15 protein-coding genes are annotated in these 19,503 nt (G+C 63.5%); 8 read left to right on the top strand and 7 right to left on the bottom strand.

Going from position 1 to position 19,503, the window contains the following annotated elements; all coding sequences use genetic code 11:
* The first annotated feature begins 65 nt into the window (after nucleotides 1–65).
* Nucleotides 66–3,527: a PAS domain-containing hybrid sensor histidine kinase/response regulator gene (locus ACQKI2_RS00960; RefSeq protein ID WP_427377869.1), complete on the top strand. Its 3,462-nt coding sequence runs from the start codon at nucleotides 66–68 to the stop codon at nucleotides 3,525–3,527.
* Here ACQKI2_RS00960 and ACQKI2_RS00955 read toward each other — a convergent pair.
* Entirely contained in the window at nucleotides 3,512–4,159 is a 648-nt protein-coding gene (locus ACQKI2_RS00955; protein ID WP_427377868.1) for a response regulator, read from the bottom strand. The two genes, ACQKI2_RS00960 and ACQKI2_RS00955, sit on opposite strands and share 16 nt — an antisense overlap.
* 216 nt (nucleotides 4,160–4,375) lie before the next feature.
* Here ACQKI2_RS00955 and ACQKI2_RS00950 point away from each other — a divergent pair, with 216 nt between their 5' ends.
* From ACQKI2_RS00950 to ACQKI2_RS00940, 3 genes are all read left to right on the top strand, one after another.
* Nucleotides 4,376–5,662: a DcaP family trimeric outer membrane transporter gene (locus tag ACQKI2_RS00950; RefSeq protein ID WP_427377867.1), complete on the top strand. Its 1,287-nt coding sequence runs from the start codon at nucleotides 4,376–4,378 to the stop codon at nucleotides 5,660–5,662.
* Nucleotides 5,663–5,700: 38 nt separating this feature from the next.
* Nucleotides 5,701–7,647, top strand: a complete 1,947-nt coding sequence (gene acs, locus ACQKI2_RS00945) for an acetate--CoA ligase (protein WP_427377866.1) — start codon at nucleotides 5,701–5,703, stop codon at nucleotides 7,645–7,647.
* Between the two features lie 78 nt (nucleotides 7,648–7,725).
* Nucleotides 7,726–8,703: a glycosyltransferase family 2 protein gene (locus ACQKI2_RS00940; RefSeq protein WP_427377865.1), complete on the top strand. Its 978-nt coding sequence runs from the start codon at nucleotides 7,726–7,728 to the stop codon at nucleotides 8,701–8,703.
* 3 nt (nucleotides 8,704–8,706) lie between these two features.
* On the opposite strand, the gene ACQKI2_RS00935 is transcribed toward ACQKI2_RS00940, so the two are convergent.
* Nucleotides 8,707–10,338 (bottom strand): stimulus-sensing domain-containing protein, encoded by a 1,632-nt coding sequence (locus tag ACQKI2_RS00935; RefSeq protein ID WP_427377864.1) that lies wholly within the window; start codon nucleotides 10,336–10,338, stop codon nucleotides 8,707–8,709.
* Nucleotides 10,338–10,802 carry a peptidylprolyl isomerase gene (locus ACQKI2_RS00930; RefSeq protein ID WP_291047389.1) on the bottom strand — a complete coding sequence of 155 codons (465 nt, stop codon included), beginning with the start codon at nucleotides 10,800–10,802 and terminating at the stop codon, nucleotides 10,338–10,340. The genes ACQKI2_RS00935 and ACQKI2_RS00930 overlap by 1 nt, the downstream gene beginning before the upstream one ends.
* Nucleotides 10,803–10,919: 117 nt before the next feature.
* Here ACQKI2_RS00930 and ACQKI2_RS00925 point away from each other — a divergent pair, with 117 nt between their 5' ends.
* Nucleotides 10,920–11,396 carry a DUF3995 domain-containing protein gene (locus ACQKI2_RS00925; RefSeq protein WP_427377863.1) on the top strand — a complete coding sequence of 159 codons (477 nt, stop codon included), beginning with the start codon at nucleotides 10,920–10,922 and terminating at the stop codon, nucleotides 11,394–11,396.
* Here the strand turns inward: ACQKI2_RS00925 and ACQKI2_RS00920 are convergent.
* Together ACQKI2_RS00920 and ACQKI2_RS00915 are read right to left on the bottom strand one after the other, a co-directional pair.
* Complete coding sequence (locus ACQKI2_RS00920; RefSeq protein WP_427377862.1) at nucleotides 11,393–11,971, bottom strand: hypothetical protein; 579 nt, start codon at nucleotides 11,969–11,971, stop codon at nucleotides 11,393–11,395. The two genes, ACQKI2_RS00925 and ACQKI2_RS00920, sit on opposite strands and share 4 nt — an antisense overlap.
* On the bottom strand, nucleotides 11,946–12,638 hold the full coding sequence (locus ACQKI2_RS00915) for a response regulator transcription factor (protein ID WP_035602642.1): 693 nt from the start codon (nucleotides 12,636–12,638) through the stop codon (nucleotides 11,946–11,948). Before ACQKI2_RS00915 ends, ACQKI2_RS00920 begins: the two co-directional genes overlap by 26 nt.
* A gap of 402 nt (nucleotides 12,639–13,040) precedes the next feature.
* On the opposite strand from ACQKI2_RS00915, the gene ACQKI2_RS00910 reads away from it, so the two are divergent.
* The gene (locus ACQKI2_RS00910) at nucleotides 13,041–13,442 is read left to right on the top strand and encodes a hypothetical protein (protein ID WP_427377861.1); all 402 of its coding nucleotides are present in this window, start codon (nucleotides 13,041–13,043) and stop codon (nucleotides 13,440–13,442) included.
* Nucleotides 13,443–13,555: 113 nt separating this feature from the next.
* Here ACQKI2_RS00910 and ilvD read toward each other — a convergent pair whose 3' ends face one another.
* A complete protein-coding gene (ilvD, locus tag ACQKI2_RS00905) occupies nucleotides 13,556–15,397 on the bottom strand; it encodes a dihydroxy-acid dehydratase (protein WP_427377860.1) in 1,842 nt (613 codons plus the stop codon).
* Between the two features lie 136 nt (nucleotides 15,398–15,533).
* The gene (gene polA, locus ACQKI2_RS00900; RefSeq protein WP_427377859.1) at nucleotides 15,534–18,323 is read right to left on the bottom strand and encodes a DNA polymerase I; all 2,790 of its coding nucleotides are present in this window, start codon (nucleotides 18,321–18,323) and stop codon (nucleotides 15,534–15,536) included.
* A gap of 168 nt (nucleotides 18,324–18,491) precedes the next feature.
* On the opposite strand from polA, the gene ACQKI2_RS00895 reads away from it, so the two are divergent.
* Both ACQKI2_RS00895 and ACQKI2_RS00890 read left to right on the top strand, forming a co-directional pair.
* The gene (locus ACQKI2_RS00895) at nucleotides 18,492–18,965 is read left to right on the top strand and encodes a hypothetical protein (RefSeq protein ID WP_427377858.1); all 474 of its coding nucleotides are present in this window, start codon (nucleotides 18,492–18,494) and stop codon (nucleotides 18,963–18,965) included.
* Between the two features lie 71 nt (nucleotides 18,966–19,036).
* Entirely contained in the window at nucleotides 19,037–19,477 is a 441-nt protein-coding gene (locus ACQKI2_RS00890; RefSeq protein WP_427377857.1) for a hypothetical protein, read from the top strand.
* Nucleotides 19,478–19,503 lie beyond the last annotated feature (26 nt).

Here is a 19,503-nt window from a genome sequence, read left to right as displayed (position 1 = left end):
GCCAGGCGCCTTGCGCAGAGGTCTCTGTCCGAGCAAAGCTCCCGAAGGGAGGTTCCTGATCTGAAATGCCCGCCTGGCTGATCCTGCTTGCAACGGTCCTCTATATGGCCGGTCTGTTTGCCATCGCGGCGCGTGGCGACCGGGATGAAGAGCGCCCAGGCTTCCGGCCAAACCGTTTCATCTTTCCCCTGGCGCTGGCGGTCTACTGTACATCCTGGACCTATTTCGGCGCGGTCGGCACGGCAGCGGAAAGCGGGTGGGACTATCTGCCGATCTATCTTGGCCCGGCCCTCGTCTTTCTGCTGATGCCCGGCCTCCTGCGGCGCGTTGGCGAGGTCGTCAAACGCGAGAGCGTGTCATCCCTGTCGGATTTTCTTTCAGCCCGCTATGGCAAGAGCCGGGCGGTGGGCGCCTTCGCGACCCTGGCGGCGGTCATGGGCGGGCTGCCCTATATTGCGCTTCAATTGAAATCTATCGGCATGAGTTTCGAAGCCTTTGCCGGGGCGGCCGGGCCGGGCTTTGCGCCGGGGGATGAGACGGTGCTCGTCACCGCGCTTGCGCTTGCGGCCTTTTCGGTTCTCTACGGTACGCGCTTTCCCGATGCCACCCGGTCCAATACGGGGTTGATGCGTGTCCTTGCCATCGAGGCGCTGGTGAAGCTGGGCGCGCTAGCCGGAGTGGCTGTGCTGTCGCTGTTCCTGCTCAGTTCGGGCGGCATACCGGACGCACCGCCCCTGGCCAGCGTTTTCCCGCTGGAGGCGCCTTCTGGCCGCTTTATCGCGATCATCTTTCTGTCCATAGCGGCAATTGTCTGTCTGCCGCATGAATTCCACGTTGCCATGGTCGAGCGGCGCAATGAGGGAGAGATGACGCTCGCCCGCTGGCTCTTCCCGCTCTATCTCTTCATCACCTCTATCGTCGTTGTGCCGATCACGCTGGCAGGGCTTGGCCTGTTTGCCGGCGCCTATCCGGCAGACTTGTTCGTGCTGCAGTTGCCGCTCGCGCGGGGCAATGGCCTGCTCGCCACCCTGGTGTTCCTCGGTGGTTTTTCGGCGGCCACAGGCATGGTGATTGTGTCCACCATTGCACTCTCGAACATGGTGACGAATGATCTCATCGTGCCTGCTCTGATGCGCTCGGGCAGCCTGTCGAGCTTCAGCGCCAATGCCGGCGCGCGCCTTGTCGCCACACGCCGCATCGTCATCGTGATGCTGCTCCTGCTGGCGTACTGCTATTATCTCGTGGCCGGGCCGGGGGACGCGCTCGCGCAGATTGGCCTGCTGGCCTTTGTGGCGGCGGCGCAGTTTGCCCCGGCAATCGTTGCGGCGGTTTACTGGCGCGGGGCGCGGCGTGCGGGCGTCCTGGCCGGGATGATCGCTGGCATGGTGATCTGGCTTTACACGTTGTTCCTGCCCTCGATTCTCGGCTGGGATGCCGTCAGTTCACAGATGCCCGGCTGGCTCAACCCGCACGCGCTCTTCGGGCTCAGCTTTGGCGATCCGCTCACTCATGGTGCGGTCTGGAGCATTGGTCTCAACCTTGCCCTGATGATCCTCGTCTCGCTTCAGACGCGGGAGCGCCTGCGGGACCGGGTACAGGCAGCCGCCTTTGTCGGCGCCAGTGAGGGCGGCCAGAATGAGGAAGGGTATGCCACGGCCCTGCGCGGCGCCTCCCCCAATGGCCTCAAGACGCTGGCCGCACGGTTTCTGTCCGCCGAAGCCGTCGATCATGCATTTGAAGAGTTTGCCCGCGCGACAGGGATTGTGGCAACGGGGGACGAGCCGGCCGACTGGCGGCTTGTTCAGCGAACGGAGCGTCTTCTGGCCAGCGCGCTTGGCGCTTCATCGGCGCGCATCGTGCTGGCATCAGCCCTCGGCGGGAAGAATATTGCCTTGCCGGACGTGCTGTCCATGCTCGATTCCCGCACGCAGGCAGAGCGCTTCGAACGGCATATGTTGCAGTCGATGCTCGAAAATATCGCGCAGGGCATCAGCGTGGTAGACGCGGACCAGAAACTCGTCGCGTGGAACTCAGCCTATGTGGATCTGTTCCAATATCCGCCTGAACTTTGCCGGGTCGGCACGCCGGTTGAAAAACTGATTGCGCACAACATTGCCGGGGGATGGATCGGCGGCAATGCCGAGCAGGAGATCGGCCGCCGCATCCATCACATGAAAGCGGGCGGGCCGCACACGCGCGAGCGCCAGATCCCGGACGGCCGCTGGCTGCGCATTACCGGTGCGCCGATGCCCGGCGGGGGCTATGTCACCACCTTCACCGACATAACGGCAGACAAGCTGCGCGAGCGCGCCCTGATCGAGGCGAACGAAACCCTCGAAGAGCGGGTGCGTGAGCGGACACACGATCTCGAACGTCTCACGGCAGACCTGCTCGCTGCGCGGCAGGCGGCAGAAGGTGCTAATGCGTCCAAGACACGGTTTCTGGCGGCGGCGAGTCATGATCTGCTCCAGCCCCTGAATGCGGCGCGGCTGTTGCTCGGCGCGGCGAATGCGGGGCGCAGCATGCCGGAGGTGATCGATAAGGCGGACCGCGCCATCCAGTCGGCTGATGAGCTGTTGCGGGGGCTTCTCGATGTCTCCCGTCTTGACCATGCGATGGTGGAGCCTGTCCCGGTCGTCCTGCCCGTTGGGCCGCTGCTGGAAGATCTTGTCGATGAAAACCTTCCGATGGCAGAGGAAGTCGGCATCAAGATACGTCTCGTTCCCACGCGCCTCGCGGTGGAGGCAGATCCGGACTTTCTGAAAAGCATCCTGCGGAACTTTATTTCCAATGCTCGTCGCTACACCCGTTCGGGGGCTGTGCTGGTTGGCGCCCGCCGCCGGGGCGACAGGGTGCAGATCGAGGTCTGGGATACTGGCCCGGGCATCGCAGAAGACCTGCTGCCACATGTGTTTGAAGAGTTCCGCCGGTTTTCGGATGTGGACAATACCGGCAAGCGCGGCGCCGGGCTCGGCCTGGCGATCGCCCGCCGGCTGGCAGCCATCATGAAGTGCGGTATCGGGGTGCGCAGTTGGGTGGGAAAAGGCAGCGTGTTCTGGGTTTCGGTTCCGGCTGCGCAGCTTGCGCCGGTCAAACGGGCCCGCCTTGCCGACGCCGCCCCCGAGCCGGAGAAGAAGATAGCCGGGCTCAATGTCCTGTTCGTCGATGACGAGACCTCGATCACCGAAGCCATGCGCCTGTTGCTGGAGGGCTGGGGCTGCCACATTCGTGTCTGCCGGACGCCTGGGGAGGCCTTGTCGCTTTTCGCCAGCGCCCCGCCAGATGTGATGATTGCCGATTATGATCTGCGCGCCGATCTCACCGGCTTTGATGTGATTTCAGCCGCGCAGGCGTCCCTTTCGGAGCCGCGCAACACGCTCCTCATCACGGCCGCAGCGGAGGACGCTCTGGCCGACCTGGCCACGGCGGCTGGCATCACGCTGATGCGCAAGCCTGCAAGCCCGGCCAACCTCAGGCGCTTCCTGGGAGAGTGCGCCCGGCGTCTGCAGTTTCAGGGGGCCAAGTGATCACCTGCCGAGACGGCTTCCTGATAGATCAGCAGGGCCTGCGTGCGGTTGAGAACACCCAGCTTGCGGAAGATTGCCGTCATGTGGGCTTTCACAGTGGCCACCGAGATGCCCATTTCATGGGCGATCTGTTTGTTGAGCAGGCCCTCGGCAAGGCCTGAGAGCACCCGGCGCTGCGCGGGCGTCAGGCTCGCCATGCGGTTGGCGGCTGAAGCGTCGGCGAGCGCGGCGCCCGGCATTTCGGGAAACCATTCGCCGCCATCCAGCGTTGTCGCCAGCGCTGCAGACAGATCTTCCAGCGACAGGCTTTTGGGCAGATATCCGGCCGCGCCGAGCGTGCGCGCTGTCTGGAAGGCCTGCGGCGCTTCGGTTGCGGAGACAACCACGACCGGCAGGGAGGGATGCTTCGTCTTGATGCGCGTCAGCCCTTCAAAATCATGTGTGTCGCCAAGGTTGAGGTCCAGCAGCACAAGATCGCAGGCGCCGGCATCGAGCTGGCTCATGGCGTCTGCGAGGGAGCCGGCAAACATCGCCGCCGCGTCCGACGGGTAGGCCCCGCGCAGGGCAACCGCCAGTGCGTCCCTGAACAGGGGATGATCGTCCACGATGAGGACCCTTGGTCCCTCGCTCATCCTGTCCTCCCTGTGCGCGTGATCGGCTTTGCAATTTTCTACCTGCGCGGCACGAGGCCAAACCTGACGCAATGCAGGGCGCAAGTCGAGTCCCGGCTTCTACCTTGGTCGTAGAACTTTGGTCTTAGCACCTATTGCTAATAGCGCGCCTGCCTCCGGCTGACGATAGTTGCCTCAAACACAAAAGAAATTCCCGGAGGAAACGCCATGAATTGCTTGAAGAAACTGCTCTTCCTGTCAGCGGCGGGTTTGGCGTTGTCGGGAGCGGCGCACGCCCAATCCCCGCTGGAAGACCGTCTGGCCGCGCTGGAAGAAATGGTCGCCGAACTTAAGGCTGAACTGGCTTCGGAACGCGCGAAGGGTGACGCCGATATCGTCCGTATAGAAACCCAGATAGCGGCAACGTCTGCGCCGGCCGCGCCGCCGCCCCAGGCTGATGGCTTCCGGGTGGGCGACGCGACCGTGAAGATCGGCGGCATTATCGATCTGGATGCGCATGTGACCCATCTCGACGGCGGCGCGATTGCCTCCAACAGCATCGCCCGGGATTTCTATATTCCCGGCTCAACCCCCATTGGCGGCGAGAGCACGACCTTCACCGACTTCACCGCCGAATCCACGCGCTTTTTCATCAGCGCCTCCCAGCCTGCGGGGGAGGGCAGTGTCACCGGCTATCTGGAATTGGATTTCCTGGGCTCCGCGCAGGGCAATGAGCTGGTGACAAACTCCTATTCGCCGCGCCTGCGCCGGGCCTTCGTCACCTATGGCAACTGGCTGGCCGGGCAGGAATGGTCCACCTTCCAGAACACCTCCGCCATTCCCGAAAGCGCGAGCTTTCTCATCCTCTCGGATGGCATGATATTCGTGCGCCAGCCGCAGATCCGCTACACTCATGGCAACTGGCAGGTCGCCATCGAAAACCCCAACACGCCGACAATCACGTCAGGCAACCAGGACGCCAATACGCTGCCGGATGCCGTGGTGCGCTACAATTGGAAAGGGGATTACGGCAACGTGTCTCTGGCCGGCCTGGCGCGGCAACTGCGCGTGGATGAGGCTGGCATTACGGAAGAAGCCTTCGGCTATGGCCTCTCCGTTTCGGGTCTCCTGAAGGTGGGCGCGCGGGATGACATCCGCTTCAACCTGGTCGGCGGCGAAGGCGTCGGGCGCTATGTGGGCCTTGCTGCCGGGCGGGAGGCTGTTCTCAGCCCCGCTGGCGAGCTGGAAGCCATCCCGGCCTTTGGCGGCCTGATCGCCTGGCGCCACCCGTTTGGCGAGACCGCCCGCCTCAATATCGGCTATTCCGGCCTGTTCCTTGACAGCCCGTCCTATGTGCCCGCAGCAACAACCGCCTCAGTCCAGTCGGCGTACGCGGCGGTCCTCTGGGATGTGGCGCCAAAAGTCACTCTCGGGGTTGAAGCCATGCACGGTATCCGCGAGGAAGAGAGCGGCGCAGATGGGTCGATTAGCCGTTTCACCTTCTCGACAAAGTATGCATTCTGATAGAAAGGCTCATAAAAATGGCGGAGGGAATGTCGGCAATGAGCGACCATTCAAAGACCTATCCAGTTCCCGAGGCGTTTGCGAAACAGGCAAACCTCACTCCGGAAAAGTACCGGGAGATGTACGCTGCCTCGATCGCAGACCCGGTCGCCTTCTGGGGCGAGCACGGCAAGCGCCTGGACTGGATCAAGCCCTATTCGGTCGTGAAGGATGTTTCCTGGGAAACGGGAGACCTGCATGTCCGCTGGTATTCTGATGGCGTGCTCAACGTTACCGCCAACTGTATCGACCGCCATCTTGAAACGCGCGGCGACAAGGCCGCCTTCATCTGGGAAGGCGATGCCCCCGGCGAGAGCCACACCGTAACCTATCGCGAGCTGCACACCGCCGTCAGCAAGTTTGCCAATGTCCTGAAGGAACTCGGCGTCAAGAAGGGCGACCGCGTTACCATCTACATGCCGATGATCCTTGAGGCGGCCTATGCCATGCTCGCCTGCGCGCGCATCGGCGCGGTCCACTCGGTCGTGTTTGGCGGCTTCTCTCCTGAGGCGCTCGCCGGGCGTATCGCCGATTGCGGCTCCGAAGTGGTCATCACCGCCGATGAGGGCCTGCGCGGTGGCAAGAGGGTTCCGCTGAAAGTGAATGCCGACAAGGCTGCTACCATCGCTGGCGGCGTCGTGAAGAAAATCCTGGTCGTCCGCCGCACCGGCGCCAATGTCGCCATGACCGAAGGCCGCGATGTCTGGCTGCACGAGATCGGCGCCGCCGTCTCTGCCGATTGCCCGCCCGAGCCGATGAGTGCCGAAGACCCGCTGTTCATTCTGTATACGTCCGGTTCCACCGGCAAACCCAAGGGCGTGCTGCACACCACTGGCGGCTATCTCCTCTGGGCCTCGATGACACATGAATATGTGTTTGACCTCAAGGAAAACGACATCTTCTGGTGCTCGGCCGATGTCGGCTGGGTCACCGGCCACACCTACATCATCTACGGCCCCCTCGCGAATGGCGCCACCAGCGTGATGTTCGAAGGCGTGCCCACCTATCCAGACGCCAGCCGCTTCTGGCAGGTCTGCGACAAGCATCAGGTGACGATCTTCTATACTGCGCCCACCGCCATCCGCGCCCTGATGCGCGAAGGCGAAGGCCCGGTGAACAAGACCTCGCGCAAATCCATCCGCCTTCTGGGCACCGTGGGCGAGCCGATCAATCCGGAAGCCTGGGAATGGTATTTCCATGTCGTTGGCGAGGCGCGCTGCCCCATCGTTGATACCTGGTGGCAGACCGAAACCGGCGGCACGCTGATCGTCCCGCTGCCGGGCACGACAGACATGAAGCCCGGCGCAGGATCCCACCCTTTCTTCGGCGTTCAGCCCATCCTGGTAGACGCTGACGGCAAGGAACTGCACGGCGCCGCCGATGGAAACCTGCTGATCACCGCCAGTTGGCCCGGCCAGATGCGCACCGTGTACGGAGATCATCAGCGCTTCGTGGAAACCTATTTCACCGCCTATCCCGGCAAGTATTTCACCGGCGATGGCTGCCGCCGTGATGAAGACGGATTCTACTGGATCACCGGCCGCGTCGATGACGTGATCAACGTTTCCGGCCACCGGATGGGGACGGCCGAAGTCGAAAGCGCGCTCGTCAGCCATGATGCCGTCGCCGAGGCCGCCGTGGTTGGCTATCCGCACGACATCAAGGGGCAGGGCATCTATGCCTATGTCACCCTGCGGGCCGGCTGCGAGGCGGATGACGCTCTGCGGAAAAACCTCGTCCAGCATGTGCGCGGCGAGATCGGCCCGATCGCCTCGCCCGATCTCATCCAGTTCGCGCCCGGCCTGCCGAAAACGCGCTCTGGCAAGATCATGCGCCGCATCCTGCGCAAGATCGCCGAGAACGAGTTCTCCAATCTGGGCGACACATCCACGCTGGCAGAGCCTGAAGTGGTGAACGACCTGATCGAGAACCGCCAGAACCGCTAGAATTCGCGCGCGGCCATAAAAGCTTTATTATCCCTGTTATGGGCATAAGCTCAGCGTTTCCGTCCGCTGAGGGGGCTTATGGCCGCGCCGAAAGTTTCCGTTGTGATGCCCGCCTACAAGGCCGCCGCCTTCATCGGCCTGGCCATCGCCAGCGTGCGCGCGCAAACCCTGCAGGACTGGGAACTGATCATCGTCGATGATTGCTCGCCCGATGACACCGCCGCTGTGGCCATGGCCGCCGCCGGAGGAGACCCGCGCATCAAACTCGTCCGGGCAGAGCAGAATGGCGGCGTTGCCCGTGCCCGCAATCTCGGTAACAGCCAGGCGGCGGGAGACTGGATCGCCGTCCTCGATTCAGACGATGCGTTTGAACCCACGCGCCTGGAAACGCTCGTCGCGGCTGCGGAGAAGACAGGGCTGGATATGATCGCGGACGATATGCTGCTGGTGCAGTTTGAAGCGCTGATGGGCGAGGGCAAACCATATCTTGGCCAGCCTGGGGCTGATCTCAAACCCGTTGACCTGCCGGTCTGGCTGGAAGGCAATCGCGCCGGCACCAAGACACCGATGCTCGGCTATCTCAAGCCGATGGTGCGCCGCGAATTTCTTCTGCGCCACAACATCTCCTATATTCCCGAACTGCGCGTGGCCGAAGACTGCTGGTTCGTGGCGGACCTTCTGGCCTCCGGCGCGCGCTTCGCCCTCCATCCCGCGCCGCTCTATCGCTATGCCGTGCGCCCCGCTTCCCTCTCGCGTACGCGGGGGGGCAATGTCTACACGCTTCAGCGATCCGTATACGCGCCATTCCTGAAGCGTCATGCCGGGAGGCTCTCGGCAACCAGCGTGCGCGCCGTGCGCCGGCATGAAGCCGCGCTGAAGACTGCTGAAGCCTTCGAAGGCTTTGCCATGGCCATGAGAGCAAGGAACCTGCCAAAGGCGGCTGGCTGGCTCGCCTCGCGGCCTCAGGCAGCGGTCTATCTCACGCGGCCTGTAGCTGCGCGGTTTGAGCGTCTTGCCGGGCGTTTTGGTTATCGCCCGCGCTTGCGCGTCGGCTGAGGCTCAGATCGCCGGAAGGTCCACGGTAAACCGGGCGCCGCCGCTGGGCTTGTTGCTGGCCCAGACCTCGCCGCGATGGGTCTCCACGATCTGTTTCACAATGGAGAGGCCAAGCCCCGAATTGTTGCCGAAGGCTGTGCCTTTCGGGCGGTCTGTGTAGAAACGGTTGAAGATCGTTTCCAGCTTGTCCTCGGGAATGCCAGGCCCGGAATCTTCCACCAGAATGCGCGCCACCGTGCGCGGCCCGTAATTGGTCTGCTCCAGCGTCACTTCCACTTTTGAGCCCGGCGGAGAGAAAGAGCGGGCGTTGTCGATCAGGTTGCGCAGCACCTGTCCCAGCGGCCCCTCGCGCCCGCGCACCAGCAGGCGCGCGCCCAGCGTTGCGTCCGTAAAGGCTACATGCACCGCCTCTGCGCTGTCGGAAAGCCCCTCATAGGTATGCACCACATCGCGCACGAAACGGGCAATATCGATGGTTTCGCTCGGCAGGCGGGTCATCTCCGCTTCCAGGCGGGACGCATTGGAAATATCCGTAATCAGACGGTCCAGCCGCTTCACATCCGAGGCAATCACAGCCCGCAGGCGCGCCGCTGCATCCGGGTCCTGCACCCGCTCCAGCGTCTCCACCGCTGAGCGGATGGAAGTCAGCGGGTTTTTCAGCTCATGCGCCACATCGGCGGCAAACTGCTCGTTCGCCTCGATCCGCTCGATCAGCGCTTCGGTCATCGCCTGCAGGGAGGCCGCCAGATCGCCGATCTCGTCGGTCCGCCGGGTCAGCTGCGGAATGTCCATCCGCGCCGAGGAGCCTGCGCGGATACGGTCGGCCGCAATCGCCAGCCGCCGCATGGGCCGGGCGATTCCGATCGTCAGCAGGATAGAGGTCACAAACGCCATCAGAACGGCCACGCCCACAAACGGTACCAGCGCCACGCGCTCGGCCCGGATGATCTCGTCAATGTCGCTGCCTTCCACCACCAGCACGCCGACCACCGCAGACACCCGCTGGATCGGCATGGAGACGGAAATCACCCGCTGCCCCCTGTCGGAGAAACGCTGGCTGGCCGCCTGCTCGCCGAGAGCCGCAGTGCGGAATTCTTCCTCGAAGGTTTGCGTGCGGAGCGCTTCAGAGCTGCGGCGCGGCGAGAACACGCCGAAGACCTCGCCCGCCCATTCGGACAGATCCCGCCCCGTCCGCGCAATCCATCCCGGCTCCCGCAGCGGCGGCAGCGCCGCCACATCCACCATATCGGAGAGGAAATAACTATCGGCGACCATCTCGCCGGTCGGCGTATAGATGCGCGCGCGGATGCGTTCGGGCAGGTTGAGGCGCGCAATGGCCAGGCGCGCGGCCTCCGGGTTCAGCGCCGGTTCCGGCGTGGTCGCGTCATCAGACAGAAGCCCGGAGAAAACCTGCGCCTGCGCGATCAGGTCCTGTTTCTTCGAAACGACGAAGCCCGCCCGCATCTCGTTCAGCACCATGGCGCCGACGATGAGGATGGCGAGCCCCGCCAGGTTCGATGCAAAGATCAGCCGCGCAATGCGCGAGCCGAGGAGGGTGGGGCCACGCCTCTGGTTCTTGCGGCTGGGGGCGTTCTTGTCCCCCGCCTTCCTCCCTTGGCGTCCCCCGTCCGGCATCAGGCGTCGGCAGCCACCCGCATCTTCACGATACGGTCCGGATTGCGCGGCGGCTCGCCCTTGGCCAGCTGGTCGATGATGTCCATGCCTTCGGTCACCTTGCCCCACACCGTATATTGGCGGTCCAGGAAGCGGGCGTCGTCAAAGCAGATAAAGAACTGGCTGTTGGCCGAATGGGGCGCCGAGGTGCGCGCCATCGAGCAGGTGCCGCGCACATGCGGCTCGGCGTTGAACTCGGCTTTCAGGTCCGGCTTCTTGGAGCCGCCCGTGCCATTGCCTTTCGGGCAGCCAACCTGCGCCATGAAACCGGCGATCACGCGATGGAAGACGATACCGTCATAAAACCCTTCACGGGCGAGTTCCTTGATCCGCGCCACATGGCCCGGCGCCAGATCAGGGCGAAGTTCAATGGTAACATTGCCCTTGGAAGTTTCGAGAAGGAGAGTGTTTTCGGGGTCGGACATCTTTTTCTTTCCTGGCTGGGCCGTAGCAGGCAATCTGGCTATTCAATCGCAGCACTGGCGGCAAGCGCTACCTGCATGTATTATTAAGCCATTCTGCCTGCGCTGACGAGGAGAACCGTGGCCGCTTTGCTAGGCACCCTGCTGGCACTTGTGCTCGGCTGTCTTGGCGCGCTCCATTTGATATGGGCGGCAGGCGCGTCATTTCCATTCCCCAATCAGCAGTCGCTGGCCCGCTCAGTGGTTGGCCGCAGGGGTATAACCCGCCTGCCATCACGCGCCTCAGTTGCGCTGCTGGGTGTGCTGCTGCTCTGCGGCGCGGCGGCGGCCCTCATCATGGGGCATTATGCGGCCACCTTCACGGCTCTGAAACTCCTGCTTGTGCCCGTTGGCTTGCTCCTGTCGGCCATCTTCCTGCTGCGCGGGGTTGTCGGCATCCTGCCCGCCTTCGAGCGCGCCGCGCCGGAGCAGCCTTATCTGACGCTCAACCGCCGCCTTTATTCGCCCCTCTGCGCACTGATCGGCTTCGGCTTCCTCGCGCTCACCTTTTCGCTGCCCAACTGGGCCTGGCATTTCTCCCGCCTTCTGGGCAGCTAAGCGGCTATCAGGCTCGCCAGCCAGTCTTCGGCAGAGCGTCCATCAGCGCCCTTCGCCGCCATCATTCCGGCAAAGTTCCAATGGTTCAGCCGTGTGGGAATGGTGTGGTCGGCCTCCCGCCAGGCCCGGTGGACTCCGCCTCCAGCAAGATGCCCCATCGCCTTCACATGGTCCGACCGGTCGCGCGCCTCGGCCACAGCATTGACATGCACCAGGATCCGCGCCGCTGCCGGCCGCCCCTGCCACAGCGCCAGGGGTAGGGCAGGCTTGGCCACCGGGTCAGCCCCGATCAGCAGCACGCCGGTCTCCAGCCGCCGGGCCAGCCGCAACGCGCTATCGGCGCCCCAGCTATGCCCGATCAGCCCCAGCGGCCGGCCTTCGCCCGCCATGGCGCGCGCAAAGGCCAGCGCCGCCCGGATGCGGTAATGCGGAAAATACCGGACCTGCCAGCCCTTCGGCTCCAGCACCCGGCGGCGCGCCTCAGAATAGCCCAGCACAAGGCGCGAGGCTTCGTCCGCTGCGCCGCCGATATAAAGCTCCGCAGGCGGCCTATTCGGTATAGCGGTAGCCGACACCATACAGCGTCTCGATCGCATCGAACTCGTCCGTCACTTCGCGGAACTTCTTGCGAAGGCGCTTGATGTGGCTGTCGATGGTGCGGTCGTCGACATAAATCTGATCGTCATAGGCAGCGTCCATCAGCTGGTCGCGGCTTTTGACATAGCCGGGGCGCGCAGCCAGCGCCTGCAGGATCAGGAATTCGGTTACCGTCAGGCGCACCGGCTTGCCATCCCAGGTGCAGGCATGGCGGTTGGGGTCCAGCACCAGCTTGCCGCGCACAATGGCTTTCACATCGCCTTCTTCGGGCACCGCCGAGGCGCCGCGCGCCCGGCGCAGAACGGCTTTCACGCGCTCGGCCAAGAGGCGGTTGGAGCAGGGTTTGCGCACGAAATCATCTGCGCCGATATTGAAGCCGATCACCTCATCGATCTCCTCATCCTTGGAGGTGAGGAAGATCACCGGCAGCTCGGAAGTTTGGCGCAGGCGGCGCAGCAGCTCCATCCCGTCCATCTTCGGCATCTTGATGTCGAGGATGGCGATGTCGGGCGGCGAGTCGGTCAGCGCGGGCAGGGCGGCCTCGCCATCATGATAGGCGCGCACCTGATAGCCTTCTGCCTCGAAGAACATCTTGAGCGAAGCCACGATGTTCTCGTCGTCATCTACCAGCGCCAGTGTCGTCATCGCCTTATCCTTTTCCATGAGCCGGGAAGCATGTTGGGGCTCGGCCCGTCCAGTTACAGGTTCAAACACAGCTCGCGTCATAGAAAAAGCCCTCCTTGTTGCTGAGGCCAAGGAAAACAAAGGACTGGGGCGCCCGATTGCCAACATTACGGCAGTTTCACGATTCATTGCGGCCACGGGTGCCGCATTTGTGAAGGATGCGCCGTCTCGGGCCACCCCCCTTACCCCTCTCCCTCTGGGAGAGGAGGGGCCCATCGCAAAGCGATGGGAGGTGAGGGCCTTCCGCCCTATCCAACAATTCTCACACCCATCCCGCCCAAAAACCGCAATCCTATCAAGCCTCTAAAAATAATCCCCGCAATCCTTGTCCACCCCCTCCCGTTCCGGGCGTATCCTTGGGGGATGTTCAGTCTTGCCCGCCTCAGAAAGGAACCTGCGCTCGCGCGATATTTCGCGTTCGTGCATCCCTTCTTCTGGCCGGTGCTGATCTGGCAACTCGCGCGCGCCGTGGACGAAGTGCGCGCCGCCGGGCGCTGCGGCGCCATGCTCCGCGTGATGTGGTGGGGCGGGGTACGCATCGAATATCTCGGCGACCCCCAGCCCAACCCCTCCGCCTACAGACCAGTCGAGCCCACACGAAAGCCGTGGAGCGATCCCTGCTGGTCGTCAGACCTCCCGGCAATCTTCACCGCCGAGGCCGCGCACCCCTTTTTCTTCCCCCGCACTCGCGGGGGAAGTGGCAGGCCGCGCAGCGGACTGACGAAGGGGGCATCTGCCCTCGCCGCGCATCCCGACACGTCCTAGCTTTCCCGCAACCGCCGAACCCAGCCCAAATCCCCCGGCCAGCCCCCGCTGCGTCCGGCCCTTCGTGCTGCGTGAAACCAAAGCGCCCGCCCGGCCGCCGCTTTCAGCAGTTATCAGGGATCGAGCCTCACAGCCCCCTGAGCCGCATTCCCCACATGCGCCGCATAGACCTTCAGCGCGCGGCTGACCTTGCGGGGGCGCTCTTCCACCGGCTTCCAGGCCTGGGCGCCTTTGGCCTCCATCGCCGCGCGGCGCCGCGCAAACTCTTCGGCGGAGACCTTCGCATGGATCGTCCGGTTGGGGATGTCGATCTCGATGAGGTCGCCTTCCTCGATCAGGCCGATGGCGCCGCCTTCGGCTGCTTCCGGGCTGACATGGCCGATGGAGAGGCCGGAGGTGCCGCCCGAGAAACGCCCGTCCGTGATCAGAGCGCAGGCTTTGCCCAGCCGCATCGATTTCAGATACGAGGTCGGATAGAGCATTTCCTGCATGCCGGGGCCGCCGCGCGGGCCTTCATAGCGCACGATGACAACATCGCCGGCCTTCACCTGCTTGCCGAGGATGCGCTTACAGGCTTCTTCCTGGCTTTCGCAGACGATGGCCGGGCCGGAGAATTTCAGGATACTGTCATCCACGCCCGCCGTTTTCACCACGCAGCCCTGTTCGGCAATATTGCCGAACAGAACGGCCAGCCCGCCATCTTTCGAGAAGGCATGTTCCGCCGAGCGGATGACGCCCTTTTCACGGTCCGTATCCAGAGCTTTGTAGCGCCGCGACTGGCTGAACGCCTGCGTTGTGCGCACGCCGCCCGGCGCGGCCAGGAACATCTCCTGCACTTCAGGATCATTGGTGACGGCAATGTCCCATTTGTTCAGCGCTTCGGCCATCGTGGCCGCGTGGATGGTGCGCACGGACGTGTCGAGCTTTCCGGCGCGGGCGAGTTCGCCCAGGATGCCGAAGATGCCGCCGGCGCGGTGAACGTCTTCCATATGCACATTATGCACCGCCGGGGCGACCTTGCAGAGGCAGGGGGTCACGCGGCTGAGGCGGTCGATATCGTCGAGGGTGAAGTCCACCTCGCCCTCGCGGGCCATGGCCAGCAGGTGGAGGATGGTGTTGGTCGACCCCCCCATGGCAATGTCGAGCGTGATGGCATTCTCGAACGCCGCCTTCGTGGCGATGCCGCGCGCGGAGACGCCCGTGTCGCCCTGCTCGTAATACATCTTCGTCAGCTCAACGATGCGGCGCCCGGCGCAGCGGAAGAGCGCTTCGCGGTCGGCATGCGTCGCCAGCGTCGAGCCATTGCCCGGCAAAGCAAGGCCGAGCGCTTCGGCGAGGCAGTTCATCGAGTTCGCCGTGAACATGCCCGAGCACGAGCCGCAGGTCGGGCAGGCATTCTTCTCGAACTCGTCAACTTCGGCGTCGGAGCGTTCCGGGTTTGCCGCCTCGATCATCGCGTCGATCAGGTCCACCGCGCGCAGCTCGCCATCGATGTTCACCTTGCCCGCTTCCATCGGCCCGCCGGAAACGAACACGACCGGAATGTCGAGGCGCAGCGCGGCCATCATCATGCCCGGCGTGATCTTGTCGCAATTGGAGATGCAGACCATCGCATCGGCGCAATGGGCGTTGACCATGTATTCCACGCTGTCGGCGATCACTTCGCGCGAGGGCAGGGAATAGAGCATCCCGTCATGGCCCATGGCGATGCCGTCATCGACCGCAATCGTGTTGAATTCCTTGGCCACGCCGCCCGCCGCGACGATCTCCCCGGCCACCAACTGGCCCAGATCCTTCAGGTGCACATGCCCCGGCACGAACTGGGTGAACGAGTTTACCACCGCAATGATCGGCTTTCCGAAATCGCTGTCCGTCATGCCCGTTGCGCGCCAGAGGCCGCGGGCACCGGCCATGTTGCGGCCGTGGGTGGAGGTGCGGGAACGGTAGGGGATCATTGGCTCAGGTCTCGATACTTACGCAAAATTTTGCCTTCCGGGGCGGAAATGAAGCCGGAAAGCGGTGAATTCACCCGCTCTTTAGCATTCATGGGGGAGAATGGAATGGGCCAGATGGCGGATTGCCTGTAGTTGCCTAATGCGCCGCCGCCCAGTTGCTCGCCGCCTTGGCTTCCACCACCAGCGGAACGGAAAGCTTGAGCGCCGGGCCGTCGGCCGCTGCCATCGTCTTCTGCACCAGGGCGATCAGCTTCCCGGCCTCTTTCTCCGGGCACTCGAACACCAGTTCGTCATGCACCTGCAGCAGCATCTTCGCTTTAAGGCCAGCCTCGCCCAGCGCCTCCGGCATCCGGATCATCGCGCGCTTGATGATGTCGGCGGCTGAGCCCTGGATCGGCGCGTTGATCGCCTGGCGCTCGGCGAAGGACCGGGCCGGGCCCTTGGCTTTCATATCCGGCAGGTTGATCTTGCGGCCAAAGGCGGTGCGCACAAAGCCGGTCTCGCGGGCGAACTCCTTGGTTTCGTCCATATACTGACGGATGCCGGGGAAGCGCTCGAAATACGTCTTGATATACTGGTTCGCCTCGCCCGCAGGAATGCCGAGCTGGCGGCCAAGGCCGAAGCCGGAGATGCCATAGATGATGCCGAAATTGATCGCCTTGGCCTGGCGGCGCACCATCGGGTCCATGCCCTCGATGGGTACGCCGAACATCTCGCTCGCCGTCATCGCGTGAATGTCTAGCCCCTGCCGGAACGCATCCTTCAGCGCCGGAATGTCGGCCATATGCGCCAGGATGCGCAGCTCGATCTGCGAATAGTCGGCGGAGACAATCACATTGCCATCTTCGGCGATGAAGGCTTCGCGGATCTTGCGGCCTTCTTCGGTCCGCACAGGGATGTTCTGTAGGTTGGGGTCGGTTGAGGAAAGCCGCCCTGTCTGCGCGCCGGCCATCATGAAGCTGGTATGCACGCGGCCGGTCTTCTTGTTGATCGCCGCCTGCAGGGCTTCGGTATAGGTCGAGCGCAGCTTCGACAGCATCCGCCAGTCCACAATCGTGCGGGGCAGGGCGTGGCCTTCGGCGGCGAGCCCTTCGAGCACATCGCCATCGGTCACCCAGGCACCGGTCTTGGTCTTCTTCCCGCCGGGCAAATTCATCTCGTCGAACAGGATTTCGCCAAGCTGCTTGGGAGAGCCGATGTTGAAGCTGCGGCCGGCCTGCTCATGCGCCTGCGCTTCCAGCCCCGCCATGCGCTGGTTGAAGTCTGCCGACAGGCGCGACAGTATCTGCCGGTCCACCTTGATGCCCGCCCGCTCCATCTCCGCCAGCACCGGCACCAGAGGCCGCTCCAGCGTTTCGTAAACCGCCGTCATATGCTCCGTACGCAGACGCGGCTTCAGCGCCAGCCAGAGGCGCAGGGTCACATCGGCGTCTTCGGCGGCATATTCCGTGGCCTTGCCGAGGGCGACCTGCGCAAAGGTTTTCTGGCTTTTGCCGCTGCCGGCCACATCCTTGAAGGTGATCGGTGTGTGGCCCAGATAGCGCTCGGACAGCTCATCCATCCCATGCCCGTGAATGCCGGCATTCAGCGCGAAGGAGATCAGCATCGTGTCGTCGATCGGCGCGACATGGATATTGTGCTGCGCAAATACGCTGAGATCATATTTGATGTTCTGGCCGATCTTCAGCGTGGCCGGGTCTTCCAGCATCGGCTTCAGCGCTTTCAGCGCCTCGCTCATCCGGATCTGCCGCGGTGGATCGGCGCCAAACATGTCGCCATCGTCTTTCGCCTCAGGGTCCACATGCGCCAGCGGAATATAGCAGGCTTCGCCGGGGCTGAGCGCCAGCGACACGCCCACCAGCCCGCCGGAAACCGAGTCCAGACTGTCCGTCTCCGTATCAACGGCGACATGGCCCTGCGTCATCGCGCGGGCCACCCAGTCTTCCAGGGTCTTCAGATCACGGATGCAGGTATAGGCGGAGACATCAAATGGCTGGCCTTCGGGCGTGGGTGCTTCGAGGGCGCCTTCCATCTCCATCTGCTCGCGCACGCGGCGGGTGATGGTGCGGAACTCCATCTCCTCCAGGAAGCCGATCAGCTCCTTCGGGTCCGGATCCTGCACGGCCAGGTCTTCCAGCGGCACCTTCACCGGCACATTCTCTTCCAGCTGCACCAGCCGTTTGGAAATGCGGATCTGGTCGGCAAAGCCGATCAGCGTTTCCCGGCGCTTGGGCTGCTTGATTTCCTCGGCCCGTGCCAGAAGCGTTTCCAGATCGCCAAATTCAGTGATCAGCTGCGCGGCAGTCTTCACGCCGATGCCAGGCGCGCCGGGCACATTGTCCACGCTGTCGCCGGCGAGGGACTGCACATCCACCACGCCTTCGGGGCCGACGCCGAATTTCTCGATCACATCCTCGCGGCCGAGCAGCTTGTTCTTCATCGGGTCCATCATCAGCACCTTGTCGGAGATAAGCTGCATCAGGTCCTTGTCCGACGAGACGATGGTAACGCGCGCGCCCTTGGCTTCGGCCTGTCTGGCATAGGTGGCGATCAGGTCGTCGGCCTCGAACCCGCCCTGTTCGATGGCATGGGCGGCAAAGGCCACGGCCGCGCGGCGCACGAGGGGAAATTGCGGCACCAGCTCCTCTGGCGGGTCGGAACGGTTTGCCTTGTAGAGCGGATAGATCTCGTTCCGGAACGTCACTTCGGAGGCATCAAAGATGCAGGCAAAGTGCGTCGGCCGCTGCCCACCCTTCAACTCCTCCAGCAGCTTGAACAGCATGTTGCAGAAGCCGGCAACGGCGCCCACCGGCAGGCCATCGGATGAGCGTGTCAGCGGGGGCAGGGCATGAAAGGCGCGGAACACATAGGCGCTCGCATCGATGAGGTAGAGGTGGCTGTCCTGGGTGATGGGCGCCGTGGCCATGAGCGATTCCTTTGATGTGTTCCCGGTTTAGCCCGCAAGGACGGCGGCGTCACCCGCTGGCACGGAAATGAGGCAGATCGCCCGCGCCTTCGGCACCTTTCGTCTAAGTAATGCGCCGGGGCCGATTTTGTCTTTTCCGTGGCAGGCGGGGTGTGCTAATTATGCAACATGGACCGTGATCTGGACTTCGAAGAAGCGACGGCCCTTATCCCGGCTGTGCAGAAGCATGTGCCGAAGGCGCCGTGGCATCTCCCCGTAATCGGGGCCATCGCCGTGTTGTGGAGCCTTCTGGGCGTCTTCGACCTTCTGGCGATGATCACCCGCTTTGCGCCCTATATGAACCAGATGCCGGAGCTGACGCGGGAGTTCATCTACGAGCTTCCACCGGCAGTGATCATCCTGCGCGCGGTGGCTGTGTTCGCCACGCTTGCCGGCGCGGTCTACCTCATCCGCAAGCGGCTGATCGCGGTCCGGATCCTCGCCCTCGGCGCCACGGCGACCATTCTGGGCATCGGCTTCACCTTCGCCAATGGCGCGCCCGATGACGGCACGATTCACGCCGTCTCCATGTTCACCATCGTGGTCTCCGTCCTGCTGCTCTATTACGCGCAGACTTGGGCGAAGTTCGGCGTCCTGAAATAGGCCTCCGGCCCCCCAGATTGTGCTCCCCTGAAATCGGCGTACACTTCCCTTACGTCAGGGAGGGCGCGCATATGACCGAAGATACATCCGTAATCGCACCGAAAGCCGGCTGGCATATCTGGCTCGTTGGCATTCTCGCGCTCATCTGGAACGCTTTTGGCTGTTTCGATTTCGTCATGACGGCCACGCGCAACGAAGCCTATCTGAAGCCCTACCCGCAGGAGATGCTGGACTACTGGTTTGCCATGCCCTGGTGGGTCTGGGCGGTCTGGGCGCTTGGCGTGTTTGGCGGATTCTTCGGAGCTGTTGCGCTTCTGCTGCGGAGCACATGGGCAGAACATCTGTTTGCGGTCTCGCTGCTGGGCGCAATCATCAGCGCAATCGAAGGCATGATGGACACGGATGCGCCTAGAATGGAAGGGGCGGAGGTCTTTCCCTATGTCATCATCGCCATCGCGCTGGCACAGCTCGTCTATGCCCGGTGGCAGATGAAGCGCGGCGTCTTGCGCTGAGCGCGTTTCACTCTAGCCTCCCGGCG

The organism is Hyphomonas sp. NPDC076881, from assembly GCF_050269995.1.
Taxonomy (GTDB): Bacteria; Pseudomonadota; Alphaproteobacteria; order Caulobacterales; family Hyphomonadaceae; genus Hyphomonas.
The sequence above is the reverse complement of the archived record's forward strand: the minus strand, read 5'-3'. Positions and strand labels throughout refer to the sequence as shown.